This window comes from Aidingimonas halophila (assembly GCF_900106955.1).
In the GTDB taxonomy this organism is placed as follows: Bacteria; Pseudomonadota; Gammaproteobacteria; order Pseudomonadales; family Halomonadaceae; genus Aidingimonas; species Aidingimonas halophila.
In genome coordinates this window covers 1-18,251 of record NZ_FNNI01000013.1, presented here as the reverse complement: position 1 = coordinate 18,251, position 18,251 = coordinate 1, and the positions used below count along the sequence as shown (strand labels likewise).

At 52.5% G+C, this 18,251-nt stretch carries 16 protein-coding genes; 8 read left to right on the top strand and 8 right to left on the bottom strand.

The genetic code is table 11. From position 1 onward, the window contains the following. Positions 1-262: 262 nt before the first annotated feature. A complete protein-coding gene (locus BLW01_RS18145; protein ID WP_092572430.1) occupies positions 263-1,663 on the top strand; it encodes a selenium-binding protein SBP56-related protein in 1,401 nt (466 codons plus the stop codon). Between the two features lie 21 nt (positions 1,664-1,684). After that, positions 1,685-2,335 (top strand): hypothetical protein, encoded by a 651-nt coding sequence (locus BLW01_RS18140; RefSeq protein WP_217635561.1) that lies wholly within the window; start codon positions 1,685-1,687, stop codon positions 2,333-2,335. A gap of 106 nt (positions 2,336-2,441) precedes the next feature. Here the strand turns inward: BLW01_RS18140 and hmuQ are convergent, their stop codons facing one another. The 4 genes from hmuQ to BLW01_RS18120 all read right to left on the bottom strand — a co-directional run bounded on the left by hmuQ (position 2,442) and on the right by BLW01_RS18120 (position 5,935). After that, on the bottom strand, positions 2,442-2,765 hold the full coding sequence (gene hmuQ / locus BLW01_RS18135; RefSeq protein ID WP_092572426.1) for a heme-degrading protein HmuQ: 324 nt from the start codon (positions 2,763-2,765) through the stop codon (positions 2,442-2,444). A 148-nt stretch (positions 2,766-2,913) separates the two neighbouring features. Beyond that, positions 2,914-3,918 (bottom strand): Ldh family oxidoreductase, encoded by a 1,005-nt coding sequence (locus tag BLW01_RS18130; protein ID WP_092572424.1) that lies wholly within the window; start codon positions 3,916-3,918, stop codon positions 2,914-2,916. Positions 3,919-4,016: 98 nt separating this feature from the next. Continuing rightward, a complete protein-coding gene (locus BLW01_RS18125; RefSeq protein ID WP_092572422.1) occupies positions 4,017-4,934 on the bottom strand; it encodes a dihydrodipicolinate synthase family protein in 918 nt (305 codons plus the stop codon). Positions 4,935-4,999: 65 nt separating this feature from the next. After that, on the bottom strand, positions 5,000-5,935 hold the full coding sequence (locus BLW01_RS18120; RefSeq protein ID WP_092572420.1) for a 4-hydroxyproline epimerase: 936 nt from the start codon (positions 5,933-5,935) through the stop codon (positions 5,000-5,002). 230 nt (positions 5,936-6,165) lie between these two features. Between BLW01_RS18120 and BLW01_RS18115 the strand changes: the two genes are divergently transcribed. The 4 genes from BLW01_RS18115 (at position 6,166) to BLW01_RS18100 (ending at position 11,184) form a co-directional block, all read left to right on the top strand. Further along, a complete protein-coding gene (locus BLW01_RS18115; RefSeq protein WP_092572418.1) occupies positions 6,166-7,467 on the top strand; it encodes an NAD(P)/FAD-dependent oxidoreductase in 1,302 nt (433 codons plus the stop codon). Between the two features lie 39 nt (positions 7,468-7,506). Next, entirely contained in the window at positions 7,507-8,952 is a 1,446-nt protein-coding gene (gene nhaC, locus BLW01_RS18110; protein ID WP_092572416.1) for a Na+/H+ antiporter NhaC, read from the top strand. Positions 8,953-9,157: 205 nt separating this feature from the next. Then, positions 9,158-10,318 carry a Fic family protein gene (locus BLW01_RS18105; RefSeq protein WP_092572414.1) on the top strand — a complete coding sequence of 387 codons (1,161 nt, stop codon included), beginning with the start codon at positions 9,158-9,160 and terminating at the stop codon, positions 10,316-10,318. A gap of 194 nt (positions 10,319-10,512) precedes the next feature. Further along, positions 10,513-11,184, top strand: coding sequence for a GntR family transcriptional regulator (locus BLW01_RS18100; protein ID WP_092572412.1), 672 nt, complete (start codon positions 10,513-10,515; stop codon positions 11,182-11,184). A 265-nt stretch (positions 11,185-11,449) separates the two neighbouring features. On the opposite strand, the gene araD1 is transcribed toward BLW01_RS18100, so the two are convergent. The 4 genes from araD1 to BLW01_RS18080 are packed head-to-tail and all read right to left on the bottom strand — an operon-like array spanning position 11,450 to position 15,312. Continuing rightward, entirely contained in the window at positions 11,450-12,451 is a 1,002-nt protein-coding gene (gene araD1 / locus BLW01_RS18095; RefSeq protein WP_092572410.1) for an AraD1 family protein, read from the bottom strand. Between the two features lie 7 nt (positions 12,452-12,458). Continuing rightward, positions 12,459-13,721, bottom strand: coding sequence for a TRAP transporter large permease (locus BLW01_RS18090; protein WP_092572408.1), 1,263 nt, complete (start codon positions 13,719-13,721; stop codon positions 12,459-12,461). A gap of 16 nt (positions 13,722-13,737) precedes the next feature. Beyond that, positions 13,738-14,232, bottom strand: coding sequence for a TRAP transporter small permease (locus BLW01_RS18085; protein WP_092572406.1), 495 nt, complete (start codon positions 14,230-14,232; stop codon positions 13,738-13,740). Positions 14,233-14,289: 57 nt separating this feature from the next. Then, positions 14,290-15,312 carry a TRAP transporter substrate-binding protein gene (locus BLW01_RS18080; RefSeq protein ID WP_092572404.1) on the bottom strand — a complete coding sequence of 341 codons (1,023 nt, stop codon included), beginning with the start codon at positions 15,310-15,312 and terminating at the stop codon, positions 14,290-14,292. A gap of 215 nt (positions 15,313-15,527) precedes the next feature. On the opposite strand from BLW01_RS18080, the gene BLW01_RS18075 reads away from it, so the two are divergent. Then, positions 15,528-17,057 carry a UxaA family hydrolase gene (locus tag BLW01_RS18075; RefSeq protein ID WP_092572402.1) on the top strand — a complete coding sequence of 510 codons (1,530 nt, stop codon included), beginning with the start codon at positions 15,528-15,530 and terminating at the stop codon, positions 17,055-17,057. A gap of 25 nt (positions 17,058-17,082) precedes the next feature. Continuing rightward, a complete protein-coding gene (locus tag BLW01_RS18070) occupies positions 17,083-18,057 on the top strand; it encodes a GntR family transcriptional regulator (RefSeq protein WP_308428105.1) in 975 nt (324 codons plus the stop codon). Positions 18,058-18,251: the final 194 nt, after the last annotated feature.

The following is an 18,251-nucleotide window of genomic DNA, read 5'->3' as shown; positions in this document are numbered from 1 at the left end:
CTCGAAGCGGTATGTCGGAAAAGGCAGCGGGTGTGCGAATTTTGAGGGGGCAACCTTCGGACTGGGCGGGCGAAGGTGATCGGAGTGTCCTAGACTCACGGTAGGGGTGGGCCGTCGGCACGCGTGAGGCGTGGCCGTTTACCGGCGCTGCTCGCCCGCAGCGCCTACAGGCGCGCAGCCGCCTCGGTGGAGCGATCCAGGGACAGCGGTGATCTTGTGAACGACGCAGGTGGATTTCCTGACCTTTCCAAGGGAGGTCACCATGGCTTTTCGACCCGATCCGACATTCCACGCCACGGCGCAGCTTGCCATGCAGGCGCCCGTGGAGAACTATGGCTTCACCGTGATGCTCAGCCCGGACGGCGCGCAGCCGGACGCGCTCGCCGTGGTCGATCTGAATCCGGACTCCGACCGCTATGGCACCATCGTGAACACCCTGGCCATGCCCTATACAGGCGACGAGTTCCATCATTTCGGCTGGAACGCCTGTTCCTCGTCGCTGTCGCCGATGTCCGGCCATGCCTTCCTCGAGCGCCGCTACCTGATCGTGCCGGGAATCCGGTCCTCGCGCATCTACGTGATCGACGTGAAAGACCCGCTTGACGCGAAGATCCACAAGATCATCGAGCCCGAAGAAGTCTTCGAGAAGACCGGTTATTCGCGTCCCCACACCGTCCATTGCGGGCCCGAAGGCATCTATGTTTCGACACTCGGTGGCGGCGGCGCGGACGGCACGGACGGACCGCCCGGCGTCTTCATCATGGATTGCGAGACCTTCGAGATCCTCGGCCGTTACGAGATGGACCGGGGCAAGCAGGACAAGCATTACGACTTCTGGTGGAACCTGCCGCAGAACTACATGGTCAGCTCCGAATGGGGACTGCCACCGCAGTTCGAGAATGGCATCGTCGCCGAGGATCTTCTGGCGAACCGGTACGGCCATTCGATCCACTTCTGGGATCTGCGCCGGCGCAAGAATATCCAGACGATAGATTTCGGCGAGAACTACCAGATGGCGCTGGAGATCCGGCCCGCGCACGACCCGAAGAAATCCTACGGTTTTTGCGGCGTTGTCGTGGACACCACGAACCTGCAAGGCGCGGTCTTCACCTGGTGGCGCGGTGACGATGGCACCTGGCAGTCCAAAAAGACCATCACCATCGATCCGCGCCCCGAGGCGGCGGACAACCTGCCGCCGCTCCTGCAGGGATTCGAGGCGGTGCCACCGCTGGTCACCGATATCGATCTCAGTCTCGACGACAAGTACCTGTACGTGGCCTGTTGGGGCCTGGGCGAGATGCAGCAGTATGACGTGTCGGACCCCATGAACCCGGCCCTGACCGGAAGGGTGGAACTGGGCGGCATCGCCCGTGGCACGCCCCATCCAGGTGGCGGTGCCTTCGCCTTTGGCCCGCAGATGGTCGAGATCAGCCGCGACGGTAAAAGGGTCTACTGGACCAACTCGCTCTATTCCTCATGGGACAACCAGTTCTATCCCGGGCAGGAGGGCGGTCAGATGGTCATGGCCCGTGTCGGTGACAATGGCGGTCTGACGCTTGATCCCGATTTCTACGTCGACTTCCCCAAGGGCTATCGCGCCCACCAGGTCCGGCTTGAGGGCGGTGATTGCTCGACCGACAGTTTCTGCTATCCGAACGTCTGAATGGGGCACGAGGCGGGCACGATGACGGCCCTTTGGGGGGCCGTCCTGCTTTCCGGGGTCTATCACGGCGTCAATCCCGGGATGGGGTGGCCGCTTGCCGTATCGTCCAGCCTGATGGACGGGCGGGGCCAGGCCATGGTCAAGGCGCTCGCGGCGCTGGCGGCCGGCCACCTTCTGGCGATGCTGGCGATTCTGCTGCCCTTCTCCATGATGACCGTACTGCTCGACTGGCAGACCGAAATCCGCGTCGGCGCCGCAGCACTGGTGATTGCCGCAGGCGCCTACCTGCTGATCAGTCGCCGGCATCCGAGGATTCTTGCCCGGGTGCCTCCCTCGCGCCTGGTGCTCTGGTCGTTTCTCGCCGCGATGGCGCACGGTGCCGGCTTGATGCTGCTGCCGATCTACCTGGGCATTTCCGGAACCGAGCCGGGCGAGGCCGGCCACGCGGCCGCGCGTGAACTGATGGGGCGCAACATCGGCTCGGCGTTCGTCGTGGCGCTGGCGCATACCGCCGCCATGACGGTGGCCGGCGGCGTGATCGCCGCAGGGACCTATTATTACCTCGGGCTCAGTTTTCTAAAGCGCACATGGTTCAACCTCGACCTGGTCTGGGCGTTGAGCCTGATCCTCGTCGGTTTCTCGGGGCTGTATCTGGCCATCAGCGGGCACTGATGGCGGCGCGGACACGATCCCGGGACTGATAAACGGCATTGCCAGCTTGAAAAGGCGGCCCGCCATACCTGGGCTGACGTCTGCCAATCTTGCAGGGCTATCGTGATCAGTCATTGCCGACCGTCTGGATGACCTCGAAACCCTCGAACTTCGGCGGGCCGAGATAGAGTCCTTCGCGACGACTCTGGCCGGCATTGGCGTGCGCAGCGCGGAACGCCTCGGAGTGCGTCCAGGCTTCGAAATCCTCGCGTGAACGCCAGATGGTGTGAGAGGCATAGAGGACGTGATCCTCTTCCTCGGGACCGCGCAGCATGTGGAACTCGATGAAACCGGGCAAGCCCTGCAGGTGGGTTTCTCGCTCCAGCCAGATCCGTTCGAACTCCTCGACTCTCTCGGGATTGACCCGGAAACGATTCATGGCGATGAACACAACATACGCTCCTTGGCAAGAACTGATAGGCATTCTCAGGTGACGATGACATCTTAGCCGATGAGGGGCAAGGTGGTGGCGAGTTCCATCCGGGGAGGAACTGACCTGGACACCCGAAGGTGTCCTGGGACTCAGGGCCGTCCGTCCATCACAGGAGCTGCTTTAGGTCGTGATACAGCGTGTCGGGGACATGAATGCCGTCGTTGCGGCTGCGTTCGCGCGCTTCATAGCGGCGCTGGGAAGGAAGGCGGGCGCCTTGGTCCAACATGCCCTGGAACAGGGTCTCCGCCCGGGCAAAACACGCTTCGTCATTGCCGGCCATGAAGTGCTTCGGGTCCATGGCGATGATCAGTTCACCGTGGTAGGGCGAGGCGTTGCTGCCGTCATCGTAAGCGAGTGATTCTTCACTCGTGAGGTCATTGATCAGCGGACCGGCGATCAGTTCGATCATTGCTGCCAGGGCAGACCCTTTATGACCACCGAACGGCAACATGGCGCCATTCAGCACCGCTTCCGGGTCCGTGGACGGCTGACCTTCCGCGTTGATACCCCAACCTTCGGGAATGGCTCTCTGCTCACGCCGGTGGAGTTCGATATCGCCGCGTGCCACGGCACTGGTCGCGAAATCGAAGATGAACGGGAATTCATCATTGGGACGGGGCCAACCGAATGCCAGTGGATTGGTGCCGAACAGCGGCTTGCTGCCGCCTTCGGGCGCGACCCACGCATGACTCGGATTGCAGGCGAGTCCCACCAGACCTAATTCGGTGATCGCTTCAATTTCGACCCATAGTGCCGAAAAGTGGACGCAACGGTTAATTGCCAAAGCTGCTATGCCGTGCCGTTTGGCCTTCTCATTCAGTACAGGAAGGCCCGCTTGAAAGGCAAGTTGGGAAAATCCGCCATTGGCATCGACACGGACGATGGCACTGGATGGCTCATGAACGGTGGGTTCTGCATCGGCGACAACCTTGCCGGCGTTCAGGGTCGAGACACAATTGAATAGCCGATAAAGGCCGTGGGAGTGGCATTCATCGCGCTGCCCTGCGACGACGGTATCGGTCAGGGCGCGAGTCTGTCGATCACTGAAGCCGTGTTGTTTCAGGATGGTCTCCGCCAGTGAATACGCTTCATCGGTACTTATATATGCCATAAACCAGGCTGCTCCATCACCGAGGGTTGAATCAGTGAGTCGGATCGGTAGGGCAGGGCCTGCGACAGAGAGTGGGTCCATCGCATGCCCTGATCGTGTTACTTGCTGATGTCCGGAAGAGACGGACGGGTTTCCAGCGCCTTGCGCATGACCTGCTCGACATGAGCCCGATCGTCGTCCGGCAGTGCCAGGCGTGGTGGGCGTGTGAGAGAGGTGCCGCGTCCCACGATTTCTTCGCAGAGCTTGATGCACTGGACCAAATCCGGACGTGCATCCAGGTGCAACAGCGGCATGAACCATTCATACAACGGCATGGCGTCGTCGAAGCGTCCCGCTTTGGCTAACCGGAATAAGGTTTCACCTTCCTGGGGAAACGCATTGGACATGCCGGATACCCAACCGTCGGCACCGACAGCGATGCTTTCGACGACCACGTCGTCCAGGCCGGCGAAAAGAACGAAACGGTCGCCGACCTCATTGCGGACATCGACAAAGCGACGGGTATCACCTGAAGAGTCCTTGAAGCAGACGATGTTGTCGCAGTCGGCCAATGAGATCAGGATATCCGGGGTGACATCGCATTTATAAATCGGCGGGTTGTTGTAAACCATGACCGGCAGGTCGGTGCTGGTGGCGACACTCCTGAAATGCTGAGCCGTCTCGAATGGTTTGGAGGAGTACACCAGGGCCGGCATCAACATGATACCGTCGGCACCCGCTTTCTCGACATCGGCTGCAACGTCAATCGCCTGTTGTGTCGTGAATTCGGCGATTCCCGAGATGACCGGCACACGGTTGTTAGAGGCATCCTTGGCGATTTCGACCAGACGAATTTTTTCTTCTGTACTGAGCGATGTATTCTCGCCGACGGAACCGCAGACGACGAGGCCGGAAACACCGTCACGCACCAGATTGGCAATGACGCGATGAGTCGCCTCGTAATCGACTGAATAATCGGGGTTGAACTGCGTCGTGACGGCGGGAAAAACGCCGCTCCAATGAATGGCTTTGCTCATATCATTCTCCTTGAATCATGGATCTAGTGGGGCTTGGCATTGTCCGTGTGCGGACATGTCCGTCGTCATGAGGCGGTGATTCCCCATGCAAAAGGATCCTGCTCGTCGATCAGCAGGGAACTTGTCGCGCTGATATAGGCACGTCCCTTGATGAACGGGCGCACCTGATCGCCTTCCCAACGGTAGAAGGCGTCGAATTGACTGCCGGTAATGCTGGCCTGTCGCCAGATCGTGTTCTCGGCCAATTTTCCATCGGCAGCCAGGCAGGCCAGCTTGGCACTGGTGCCTGTCCCGCATGGGGAGCGGTCGTAGGCTTTTCCCGGACACAGCACGAAATTCCTGCTGTCGGCATGCGTGTCGCTTGCAAACAACTCGATATGATCGATCAAGGCGCCACCGTCGCCAGTGATGGCTTGAGCCTCGAGCGCTTGTCGGATTCGCCAGGTGAATGCGGCCAGGTGTTCGACGTTGTCGAGCAGGAGGGATTGGCCGTGATCGTTGACGAGGAAAAACCAGTTGCCTCCCCAGGCGATATCGCCGTGAACGATGCCAACACCCGGAACATCGACAGGGACCTGCTTGCGGTACCGATAGGAGAGAACGTTGCTGATGGTCACGTCGCCATCATCGTCCAGAACCGCACTCACATGACCGACTGGCGTGTCGATGACATGCGTTCCTGACGAGATCACGCCCTGATACTGCAATGAGGCAATGAGACCGATCGTGCCGTGCCCACACATTCCCAGATAGCCGGTGTTGTTGAAAAAGATGACGCCGCATGTGGAGCCGGGTCGTTCCGGCTCGCAGTACAGGGCCCCGACGAGGACGTCATGACCGCGTGGCTCGAGCATGCAAGCCTGGCGCCATCGATCGTGAGCGTGGCGCAACGTCTGGCATTTCTCGGCGATCGTCGTGCCCTCCAGGTCGGGAAAGCCCCGGAGTACCAGTCGTGTGGGTTCGCCCCCGGTGTGGGAGTCGATGACGTCGATCTGTTTCATGAGTGCCCTCGGATGGTGTTGTGATGTCGCCCCGGTGCTGGGGTGCACGGAGCGATCTTGTATTTTGATTTTTATATTTTATACAATCTTCAAAAGAGATTGTGAAGAGGGGGGTGCCTTGATGCGCTGATCGACCTTCGTCGACATTGAAGCAATGTTTCCTATAATATATTTTATACAATCGACAAAGTCATGATGCAGACGCCATCGATACCAAGGACAAGACCACCATGGGCGCAGACGACACAGCACACTCTGGCGGCTATGACGCCGATATCGTCGTGATCGGGGCCGGTATCGTCGGTGTCTCGACCGCCTTGGCGCTTAGCCGACAGGGCCTGGATGTACTGGTGCTGGATCGCCAGTCACCGGGAATGGGGGCGTCATATGGCAATGCCGGCCATATGGCTACCGAGCAGGTGTTTCCGATTGCCGATACCTCGATCCTGAAACGACTGCCGCGCATGCTGACGGATCCCATGGGGCCATTGCGGCTGGACTGGAAGTACGTGCCCAAGGCGCTGCCCTGGTTTGCCAGGTTGCTCTGGAATTTGCGCCAGAGGCCGTATCAGAACAGTGTCGCTGGTCTGCGAGCACTGAATGAACGTAGCTTATCGGCTTGGAAACGACTGCTTGCATCGATTGACCAGCCCCACTTATTGAAGACCGAAGGATCGTTTCTCGTTCATGAGTCCGAGAAAGGCAAGGAAGAATCCGAGCACCTTTTTACTCGCATGTCTGAACAGGGTGTGCCTGTCGAACCCTGGACAGGTGAGGCGATAAGACACCGAATTCCCGAACTCTCCAATCACATCAAGGGTGGGCTGTTCTTTCCCGAAACCGGTCATGTAATAGATCCCTTGCATGTCGTTAATAGCCTGGTTGATGCGGCGAAATTGCACGGAGCCGAGTTCAAGACGGCGGATGTCATGAAAGCCGAAAAGCGAGGAAAAGAGATAAGGCTAACAACGCATTCAGGAAAGATTGTTACCAAAAGAGTCGTTATTTCCTGTGGTGCTCATGCGAAAGATCTCACCCGAGAACTGACCGGAATACATGTTCCATTGGATACCGAACGTGGATATCACTTGATGTTGCCTGGAGAAGCGCATCGTCTTCCCGTTGCGGTGACCTCTCTGGAACGAAAATTCATCATGACTCCCATGAGCGATGGGTTGCGATTGGCCGGAACCGTCGAGTTTGCCGGACTTCATCAGCCTCCCGACATGCGTCGCGCATGGCTGCTTCATCAATTGAGTGAGGGATTATTTCAATCTCGTCTGGATAACGAGAACGCGACTCCATGGATGGGGTTCAGACCCTCGCTGCCTGATTCATTGCCGGTTATTGATCGTGTCGGAGATGACGGCGAAGTACTTCTTGCCTTTGGTCATCACCACTTGGGCCTCACTCAAGCCGCGATAACCGCTGAAATAATAAATCACCTGACGTTGGGAGGAAATCAAGAGATATTCCAAAGAGGCGATGATCGTATGCCATTGAAATTCTATAAGGTTACTCGTTTTTCATGACATTTGGAAAACATCCAAAACAATAGCAAAGGAGTCAGTATGTCTTCTGATATGACAGCAGCAAGGCTGCCTACGATGCCAGAGGTGATCTCTGTCATGGTAGGATTCATTGCCATCATATTTCTCTGTATCAATGTTTTCGAGTTACCGATACAGCTAGCGCTTTTTATCTCATGGTTCCTCGTCATGGCCCTGGGACTCAGGGTGAAAATGTCTTATGAGGACATGCAGAAAGGGTTGATCGATGGCATATACAATGGCATGGAAGCCGTCCTGGTTCTGACGACGGTCGGGGCGTTGATAGGCACCTGGATTGCCGGCGGTATCGTTCCCAGCATCATTTACTACGGACTTGCCGTCATGAATCCGCAGATATTCCTGTTTGCGGCATTCGTCATTTGTGCGTTGACGTCACTGTCAACCGGCACGTCATTTGGCACGGCGGGAACCGCCGGTGTCGCGATGATGGGAATTGGCCACAGTTTCGGCATTCCGCTTCCTCTCGTGGCCGGTGCCGTCATTTCCGGCGCGTATGTCGGCGATAAAATGTCACCGTTATCCGATACGACCGTCATGACCGCTTCACTTTGTAAAGTGAATCTCGTCGATCACATTCGCTCGATGCTCTGGGTGAGTGCGCCGGCTATCGGAATCGCGTCGGTGCTGTTTCTTGTGGTCGGTTTCTTCTATATCAGTGACAGTGCTGATACCTCACGCGCACAAGTGGCGATGCAGGCCCTTGGAGATCAATTTGTCGTGAGCGTGTGGCTGCTGTTACCCGCGGTCATTGTCATTGCGCTGCTGACACGGCGATATCCGGCGATTCCTGTCATTGCCTTCGGCGCTCTGTTGGGCAGCCTATGTGCCTGGATGGTGCAGGGGATCGATCCCATCGAGGCCGTGCGTATCGCGTATGTCGGCAATTCCCTGGAATCTGACGTCGAGTTTCTCGATACCTTGTTGAATCGCGGTGGTATCGAATCCATGCTGGGAGTCATTGCGTTGATTCTCTTCGCCCTGGGGCTGGGCGGCTTGCTGGAACGCATCGGCGTGCTGAAGACGATCAGCAACAGTTTCCTGCGCTGGGCGAACAATCCCGGCCGCTTGACGATCTCCACCATGCTGGGGGGCTTGTTCGGCAATGTCTTTGGCGGTGCGGCTTATGTGTCGCTGATCACTGCCAGTACCATCACCGAAAAGAATTACGATGATCAAGGCGTGGATCGGCGAGTTCTATCCCGGAATACCGAGGCCGGAGGGACGATCACGACGCCCATGGTGCCGTGGACGGATGGTGGTGTATTCATGGCTTCGACGCTAGGCGTTGCCACCCTCAGCTACTTGCCATTCATGTGGTATCACATGCTGGTGATTGCGATTACCATCTTCTATGGCTTCGCCAACATCGCGATCTGGCGGGTGCCGTCGAAAGAAAAGGAAGAGGTTCAGGATAGCTTCGAGGGACGTCCCGCCACATCCCAGTAATCCGCTGATAGCACTGACGTTGTGACCAAAACGTGCCTGGCCATATGCCAGGCACGTTTTTAGGTATGCGTTTTTTCGACATGTCTATCGTGTCCAAGGCGTGGAATTAAAATAATGCGAGGCCTTATTTTATTCTGATGGATAAACTAAAATAAGGCGCGTCACTATTTTAACCTAACGTTACTGCTGACCCTCAGGTGAATCCATGGAACGAGGATTGACGGGCGATTACGTAGATAGCATTGCCGGTGGGATGCGCTGCCAGGCGTTCCTCCCCGATCCGCTACCGCCACAGCCACCGCTAGCACTCGACAGTAAGCTGCAGAATCGCATCAACAAGGCGATGCTGGCGCTTGGACGTCTCGATGCCATTAGTTCCCTGCTGCCTGATGCGTCGCTGTTTCTTTACAGCTATGTCCGTAAGGAAGCGGTCATGTCGTCGCAGATTGAAGGGACTCAATCCTCGCTCAGTGACTTGATGCTCTACGAAATGTCAGGAATGCCTGGTGTGCCCATGGATGACGTGCAGGAAGTCTCATGCTATGTAAACGCCTTGACGCTGGGTGTTCAACGTATTCGTGAGGGCTTTCCCATCAGTTACCGGCTGATAATGGAAATGCATGAGGCGTTGATGACTTCGGGGCGTGGCATCAACCGCGGGCCTGGAGAATTTCGAAACAACCAGGTGTGGCTGGGGGGGCATCGGCCAGATGAGGCGGTCTTTGTTCCACCGCCGCCACAATGCCTGGGGACTTGCTGGTCGGCGCTAGAGCGTTTCATCAATGATATTCCGGAAGTCACTGATCCTTTGATCAAGGCGGCGTTGACCCATGTACAGTTCGAGACTATCCATCCCTTCATGGATGGCAACGGGCGTCTTGGGCGCCTACTGATTCCGCTTATTCTGGTCGAAGCTAATATTCTTAACGAGCCCTTGCTCTATCTGTCGGTGTTTTTCAAAAAGCATCGCCAAGTTTATTACGAACGGCTGCAGCAAGTGAGAGTGACGGGTGACTGGGAGTCCTGGTTGCTGTTCTTTGTAGATGCTGTGGCGGAAACAGCGGCTCAGGCGGTAACGACTGCCCAGCGGCTCAATCGATTATGTGAGCAGGACAAGGCTCGCCTGGCTGTGCTTGGCCGACAGGCAGGCTCGGCGGGGCTGCTACTTGATGCTCTCTTTCAGCAGCCCATCGCCAACATTAGCCACCTATGCCAGCATACTGGCTTGACCCCAGCCACGGTGGGTAAGGTATTGACCGCGATGGAGACTGAGCTTGATTTGGTGAATGAGATTACTGGACAGAAGCGTAACCGGGTTTTCGCCTATCGCGCATACATCGACATTCTCAACCATGACAGCGCATGACCCGCCTGGCTCATGACGACTGGGAGTACTGAGTCTATTGGTATGACTGGTCCCATGATACGCAGATCGGTCCCTATGCTTGCAACTTGTACCTATCGTCTATTTATCGAGCCACAAAGCAGAGCGTCCTGTCGCATGGACGCCGGTCGTTTATTTGTATAAAATATATAAAACTTTTGAGTCACGTCGGCACTATGGAAACGTTTAAAACGCGCGCTCAACATGTGGCGGATGATCTTCGCAGGCGTATCCTGGGAGGCGAATTCAAAGGGGGTACGCAACTCCGCCAGGATGCGTTGGCAAAAGACTATGCGGTGAGCCGGATTCCTGTCAGAGAAGCGTTATTCACGCTGGAATCGGAAGGGTTGGTGGAGTTCCATGCCCATCGAGGTGCCTTCACGACCGAATTATCGGTCGATAAGATTCGTGAATTATTCGATCTGCGTGTGCTGCTCGAAAAATATATATTAAAAGCGGCAATTCCTAATCTTACCAGCCAAGATTTAGAGGGAGCTGAAAATATTTTGCTGAAATATGACTCAGCTCTCGATAGTGGCCGTAATATAGATAATTGGAGCGAGTATAATTTTGCGTTTCATAAGGCCCTTTATGCGCCTGCGGGGTTTCCTGAAACACTAGCGCTGATAACGCAGATCAATACCAAGTCCGACCGTTATATCCGGATGCAGTTGCTATATACCCAGGAAATTGAAAAGGCGGAAAAGGAACACCACGAATTGCTGGAGTTGGCACGGCGAGGCGAAGTGGAAAACGCCTGTGAATTATTGGAAAAACATATCCTGGATGCATGCGAAGGTATTGTTTCTGTCCTTGAAGAAGGATCCCACGGCATTGCCAACGTCTGATACCATTGTCTATAGCTATAAGTTGATTAGATGGGTTTCCTTTTTTTGATATTATTATGCTTTTCTTATGTGGATGCAGTAATACCTGGACAAGTATAGTCATGGCTGATCACTTGCTTTTCTCCACTTGTCGCCACCAACGAGGGAGGCATTCTCTACCTCGTTGGTGACGATGGTGGCCTTATGGAATGATGGTATAGCTGAAAATACTCATTCACATAGTATATGTTTGAGATTCACCTCTCTGCCAGCCGGTAACTTCAGTCTATAAAGTTTCTACGGAGGGAAAAGAAGTCGCTGTCTTGTATAGCGAATTTTCCAAAGGATAAGTTGTCATGCTACTTGATATTTTGATCTTGTCTCCTGTCTGTAGATGAATGCCGTCGGCGAAACTTAGAGTGGCAGCTCCGAAAAAATGCACGTGAATCTGCCCGGGAATTCTGAACTGTGCATACTTGAAGTGATGGTATTCCAGGTTGGAAAAGGAGTGACACATATGCTTTTCGCCGCTGGTAAAATCCCGAGACCAAATGATATCACCTGATCTGTGAATTGAAATATGGCCTGTCACTTCTTCTGGAAGGTCTCCAATAATGATTTCTGGACCGATGCTGCAATCACGTAGCTTGGAATGTGCAAGGTATAAATAATTTTTCTTTTCAGTTACGTGATCGGAAAATTCATTACCCAAGGTATAGCCAATGCGGAATACTCGACCTGAATCATTGATGATGTAGATACCCGCTAACTCGGCTTCTTCCCCGCCATCAAGAGCAAAATCCGGTAGCTCCAGCGCTTGATAAGGAGATTTCAGGTTATGTCCGGTTCCTTTGTAGAACCATTCCGGTTGTACACCAGCCTGTCCGGCGGGCGGTTTCCCGCTCTGTAAGCCCAATTCGAACATGCGCTGAGTATCTGTCGTACTTTTCTGTTCAGTCTCGTCTCCGGATGAGTTGTCATGCATGTTATGGCGTGGAGCCGCACTTCCTAAATGCGTCAGTCCGGTACCAGACAATAGCAGGTGGGATGGATCCGGATGCGTGATAGGCGGGAGAATACGCCTATCATGAATGGCCTTTTCATAATCAAGTGTTGTCTTCGTTGTGTGCTGATCAATCAGTTCATGTAACGAAAGCCCATTGTTAGCAGCCATTGAAGCAATTTGATAAAGGCTCTTTTCCAATAGTTGTAGCGATCCGCCCATAACACGTGCAGCTACCGGTTCACCATGATCATTAGAAACCTGTACCAGGTGTAAGTTATCCATAATTACCTCAGTCAATGAAAACCAAAGAAAGCGATGGAGCATATGTTATAATCAACAGTGCTGCCAGGAGTGTCAGAAAGAACGGAACAGATGCGCGTAAAAAGTGGAGTGTATCGAGGCGCGCGATATTGCAGCTGACAAACATCAGAACACCAAGAGGAGGTGTGATCTGTCCAATCAATAAGTTAAACAGCATTACAATGCCGAAATGAACCAGACTGATGTCCAGGGAATTGAGCAATGGGATCAGTATCGGAACAAGAACAATGATGACTGCTATTGTTTCCATGAACATGCCGATAACCAAGAGTGACAGATTGAGGAGTAGCAGTACGACCCAGGGGTTATCAGTAATGCTGGTAATCCAGGACACGACTTCCTGTGGTGCCTGAAGGATGCTCAAAGACCAGGATAAGGGCGCTGATGCGGCGATGATTATTAGTATGGATGATGCCTCTTTTGCTGTGGATACCAGGAGCTCGCCCAGTTGTTTCCAGCTTAGTGATCCGTAAACATACTTTCCTACAACAAATGAGTATGCGACTGCAATGGCAGCAACTTCAGTTACTGTAAATATCCCCATTCGGAAGCCGACGATGATGATGACCGGCATGAAAAGGGCCCAGATCGACGTCTTCAATGTCTTGTATACACGGGCCCTGTTGAATGCTGAGTCTTTAGGGTATTGCTTGAAAAAGCTGACGGCAGTGATCAAGGCCGTCAATAGAAAAGCAATCAACAGTCCAGGAAGAATACCTGCAATGAAAAGATCACCGATGGATATATTGGCTTGCCATCCGTAGACGACCATCAGAATCGATGGGGGAATGATAGGTGACAGTGTGGCCGAAGAGGTGGTCAGAACAACGGAAAAACCCCGGTCATAGCCGTGTTTCTCCATCTGGGGCACCATGACTCTTGTGGTAGCTGCGCAATCCGCCAGTGAGGATCCTGAAATACCTGCCATCAAGACACTCGAGAGGACATTGACATGGGCGAGTCCCCCACGTAGATGACCGACCAGCGCACGGCAGAAATCAAACAGACGCTCACTGATTCCGCTTTTATTCATGATTCCACCGGCTAGCATGAAAAGTGGAATGGCGAGCAAGGGAAATGACTGGACACCGGACGATACGCGTTGCGCTAGGACATTCATCGGGATGTCCAGAGCAATTATAGAGATAACGGATACCCCCATCATAGCTAACGCTATGGGCATCCCAAGTAGAATCAGGGTAAAGAGCAAAAGGATTATGAAAAAAAGCATTATAATTCCCCGTAACTTATGTGTCTTCCTCGAAAGCAACAAACCCTCTCTCTACAAAAAGGTTTATTGCTAGGTGAAATATGCTGATGATGAACATTACAGGCATTGATACGGAGAAAAAGCTCATGGAGATGCCGAGTATGGGAGAAGTATTGTTAGCGACACCTAATGTGTAGTGATAACCTAGAAATGCCATATACGATAAAATAATGATAGAGAATATGAAAATTATAGATCTTATTAAAAATCGAGGGCCTTTCGGTATTTTCTTTATGATTGAATCAACAGTGATGTGCTCCTTGTCCGCGAATGCAATGCTGGCACCCACGAATGTGATCCATACAATCAACAATTTTGCTGTACTTTCGCTCCAGACCAGCGGGTAGCCGACGACGTAACGGGAAAATACTCCAATCACCAGCAGCAAAGTGACGGAACCTAGGAGTGCTGCCGCCAGTATTTTCTCACATTTGAGAATCCGGCTATTTAAATATATTAAATATCTTTTCATGGTTAACTCCTAAGTAGCCGGGCTCCTCAAGGTTATAGAAGAGCCCGTTGCTGCCAGTTAGTTGGAGGATCGATATTCTTCTATTGCATTTGAAATACGATTGAAATGATCTTCTCCCCAGCGTTCGGTCAGCTCGGAGTATGCGGATTGCGCCGCTTCCTCGAATGACGAACGATCAATATCATCAACAACATTGATCAAATTTTCACTCTTCATCTCGTTAAGCATTTCTTCTTCTCTATTACTTTGCATTGCGTAATTTTCTTCAGACAGCTCCTGAATGGTCGATTCAAGGATTTCTTGATTTTCCGAAGATAGTGAATTGAGGCTGGAGCTGTTGATAAGGACAACTTGGCTCTGAAGCATGTGGCGGGTCATGATCAAGTTATCTTGAACTTCATAAAATTTTCTGGCGTGGATGGTTGGTATGGGGTTTTCTTGACCATCGACAGTGCCTTGTTGCAGAGCCAGATAGACTTCACTGAAGGGTATCGGCGTGGGAGATGCATCGAAGGCATTGATCATCTCGACCCAGGCTGGTGACTCAGGGACGCGAATCTTCAAATCTTCCATGTCCGACACATGGGTGATTTCCTCGCCATTGACTGTCAGGTTGCGCCAGCCCCAATACCACGTCTTCGAGAGCGGAGATAATCCGTACTCTTGATCAAGCTCGTCGAAAATGGGTTGGTACGCATCGCCTTCCAGGATGTGCTTGGCTTCATCCCAGCTTTGAAATATGAAGGGAGCATTCGAGATTTCCATTGGCGCCAGGAGTGTACTGGCGCCTGAATAGCCGGGAATCACGATATCGACGGATCCTTCGCTGGCCTGTTCCAGAAGCTCGACCTCCGACCCCAGCTGTTCGCTAGGGAACACCTGAATGGAGACATCTCCCCCGGTCCGTTCTTCGATCATGTCCGGCAGCTTTTCGAATAACTCGAAACTGGCCTCACCAGGGTTGAAAGTATGAGCGAGCCGCAATGAGGTAGCGGCACTTGCATTGAGAGAAAGCCCCACCAAGGTGCTTGTGACAAGGGTGAGTCCGATCATTCTGGCCATGCTCTGGCTTTGATCCATGTTGTTCTCCTCATGGTTTGGACTTGTGTTGCGTTAGGCCTTCGAAGGAAGCCCATCAGCGCACTGAGGCAATCTAGACTAAATGAACATTGCATTCAATGACCATTATCTGAGACGATGGTCTAATCGACGGTGCTTTTGAACTTGCTACTGTTTCGTCATGTTGTGAGGCAGTGGCCTTGAAATTTGCTTTACGTATCGGGTTGGAGACACAAATGGATCTCATTAACACCTCGTCGGCAGTCATTCGACTGAGTGCACGAGATAACGCAGGTGTTGCCTCTAAAGCGATAGCCAGTGGAATGCCGATTGGCTATGAAGACATTATTGCAAATGAAAACATTGATGCTGGCCATAAAATTGCATTGTGTGAAATCGATAAAGATGAACATGTTTACAAATATGGCCAGGTAATAGGTGTTGCCAGTCGAGATATCGCTGCTGGTGAGCATATTCATACCCACAATCTGGCAATGATTGATAGGCACTCGTCATTGGACGATTTTACTCCTTGTCATCAGATGGAAGTCATGGAGAGCGATCGAACATTTCAGGGATATTATCGTGCCGATGGCAGCGTGGGTACCCGTAATTACATAGGAATTCTTTCAACAGTCAACTGTTCTGCAACCGTCGCTAAAGTAGCAGCCGACGAGTTGAATCAATCTAATGAGATCAATGATTTAGGGTTTGATGGTGTTGTTGCTATTACTCATGGTTCTGGATGTGCCATGAATACTGAGTCCGAGGGATTTGCATTTCTAGAGCGGGTTATTGCCGGCTATGCTCAGCATCCTAATTTTGCCTTCGTTTTGATTATTGGCTTAGGGTGTGAAACGAATCAAGTCAAGCGACTGGTCAAAGAGTCTGGAATCGAAGATAGTTCAAGGCTTTCGTATTTTAATATACAGGAAACGGGAGGTACTCGCTCGAGCATACAGGAGGCATGCCGGAAAGTTCATGAAATGGCAAGAAATTACGGTGTCATTGAACGTAAACCTGCACCTTTGAAACATCTCACGGTCGCGCTTCAATGTGGTGGTTCGGATGGCTACTCCGGCATTACCGCTAACCCGGCTCTTGGCGTCGCTTCCGATATGATAGTTAAGCATGGTGGAAGCGTGATTCTGGGAGAAACACCTGAAATTTACGGTGCAGAGCATCTATTGATAAATCGTGCTATAGATGAAAAAGTTGCTGGAAAATTGCTTGAGCGCATAGCATGGTGGAAGCACTATACGGAAATCAATGGTGCAGAGCTGAATAACAACCCCTCTCCCGGAAACAAGGCCGGCGGGCTATCGACCATATTGGAAAAATCTCTTGGTGCCGTAGCAAAGAGTGGAAGTGCTAGCCTCAATGATGTTCTGGAATACGCTGAGAGGATAAAAAGGGCAGGGTTCAATTTCATGGATAGTCCTGGCTATGACCCCGTCTCCGTAACTGGTCAAATCGCCTCGGGATCCAATGTGGTATGCTTTACGACCGGCAGAGGGTCTGTATCTGGTTATAAGCCGTCACCTTGTCTTAAACTTGCCACTAATACCACTATGTATGAAAATATGTCAGAAGATATGGATATTAACTGTGGCATGATTGTCGATGGTGTCGCTAGCATTGATGAGTTAGGAGAGATTATTTTTGAGCGAATTATTGCCATCGCTTCTGGAGATCTGAGCGCTAGTGAGTCACTAGGGTATGGTAATAATGAGTTTGTACCATGGATGGTTGGTGCTGTGACATGAAGATAGTTGTAGGCGGTAATTCTTGATGAAGACTCTCAAAGAACAGCTTTACTCAGCCCTGAACAAAGGACTCGAAAGTGGCCGCCTTGAACCGGGCTTGGTCCTGCTGGAAGGGAATATAGCTGATCTGTTTGGTATGAGTCGTTCTCCTGTCAGACAGACGCTTCGACAGTTACACGATGAGGGTAAGATCAGTCGTTTTGATGGTCGCGGTTATTTGGTCGGTGAGCATCCTGATGACATCATAAGAAGGCCTTTGACTCACGATGATATAAAAGACGTAGAGGGTATGACTTCTGTGGAACGCCAGGATTCCTGGCTTCTTCATGCCGAAACCGTCGAACGTGATGTCGTATTATCTTCCATGAAAGGACGGTTTGAGCTTAACGAGTTGCAGCTCGCCCGGGTTCTGGATGTAAGCCGTACAGTGACCCATAGAATTTTGTTGCATTTGCAATCGATAGGTGTCCTGGAAAAGGTCAAGTATAGTAGTTGGAATGTGGTACCTCTCGATGATGACCGTCTACATAATCTCTATGAGGCGAGACGCCAGTTAGAACCTTTCATGATTGGTCGCGCCACGACCAGAATACCTAGGGAACAGGTTGAGGACTATATCAACAAGCTGAGTTATGCTTCCGAGCACTATCCTGATATCAAGAGTGATTTTTTGGATGAGCTGGAGAATGATTTGCACTGTGATGCTATCAGTCAGGGTGCGAATCAGGAAATACTTAATATGCTGAGTCGTACTCGACCTATTTTATTGATCAGCAAGCATCTCCTGGGTGATTCCATAGCACTACCCGATGAAGAGCCCTTTTTTGATGAGCACCGTTGGGTTTTTGATAAAATACTGAAATTGCAAGCTGCGGAGGCCAGTAAAGCCCTCGATGAACATTTGACTCGTTCTGAATCAAAGGTTCTGGATCGCCTTGCTCTATTTAGGGCGGAGGGGCGGGTGGATATTCCGCCTTACCTGAAAGATGCCGATAAATAGGTTGATGACAACGACTGCAAGGCACTTTTTAGATACCAACGAATAACAAGGCGGCCCATCGGCCGCCTTGTTTCGTCCTGCCTGGACTCTGGAGTTACTTTTCTCGCTTGCCATCCATCAGGCGCGAGACCTTCAGCGGGTTGTCGTCCTGCAGCGCCGTCGGCAGCAGGTCAGCCGACAGGTTCTGGTAGCAC

Coding starts and splice junctions, on each gene's coding strand:
- BLW01_RS18075 (WP_092572402.1), top strand. CDS start 15,528: ATGGATCTCATTAACACCTCGTCGGCAGTCATTCGACTGAGTGCACGA.
- BLW01_RS18120 (WP_092572420.1), bottom strand. CDS start 5,935: ATGAAACAGATCGACGTCATCGACTCCCACACCGGGGGCGAACCCACA.
- BLW01_RS18080 (WP_092572404.1), bottom strand. CDS start 15,312: ATGGATCAAAGCCAGAGCATGGCCAGAATGATCGGACTCACCCTTGTC.
- nhaC (WP_092572416.1), top strand. CDS start 7,507: ATGTCTTCTGATATGACAGCAGCAAGGCTGCCTACGATGCCAGAGGTG.
- BLW01_RS18085 (WP_092572406.1), bottom strand. CDS start 14,232: ATGAAAAGATATTTAATATATTTAAATAGCCGGATTCTCAAATGTGAG.
- BLW01_RS18070 (WP_308428105.1), top strand. CDS start 17,083: ATGAAGACTCTCAAAGAACAGCTTTACTCAGCCCTGAACAAAGGACTC.
- BLW01_RS18100 (WP_092572412.1), top strand. CDS start 10,513: ATGGAAACGTTTAAAACGCGCGCTCAACATGTGGCGGATGATCTTCGC.
- BLW01_RS18115 (WP_092572418.1), top strand. CDS start 6,166: ATGGGCGCAGACGACACAGCACACTCTGGCGGCTATGACGCCGATATC.
- BLW01_RS18145 (WP_092572430.1), top strand. CDS start 263: ATGGCTTTTCGACCCGATCCGACATTCCACGCCACGGCGCAGCTTGCC.
- araD1 (WP_092572410.1), bottom strand. CDS start 12,451: ATGGATAACTTACACCTGGTACAGGTTTCTAATGATCATGGTGAACCG.
- BLW01_RS18130 (WP_092572424.1), bottom strand. CDS start 3,918: ATGGCATATATAAGTACCGATGAAGCGTATTCACTGGCGGAGACCATC.
- BLW01_RS18090 (WP_092572408.1), bottom strand. CDS start 13,721: ATGCTTTTTTTCATAATCCTTTTGCTCTTTACCCTGATTCTACTTGGG.
- BLW01_RS18105 (WP_092572414.1), top strand. CDS start 9,158: ATGGAACGAGGATTGACGGGCGATTACGTAGATAGCATTGCCGGTGGG.
- BLW01_RS18140 (WP_217635561.1), top strand. CDS start 1,685: ATGACGGCCCTTTGGGGGGCCGTCCTGCTTTCCGGGGTCTATCACGGC.
- BLW01_RS18125 (WP_092572422.1), bottom strand. CDS start 4,934: ATGAGCAAAGCCATTCATTGGAGCGGCGTTTTTCCCGCCGTCACGACG.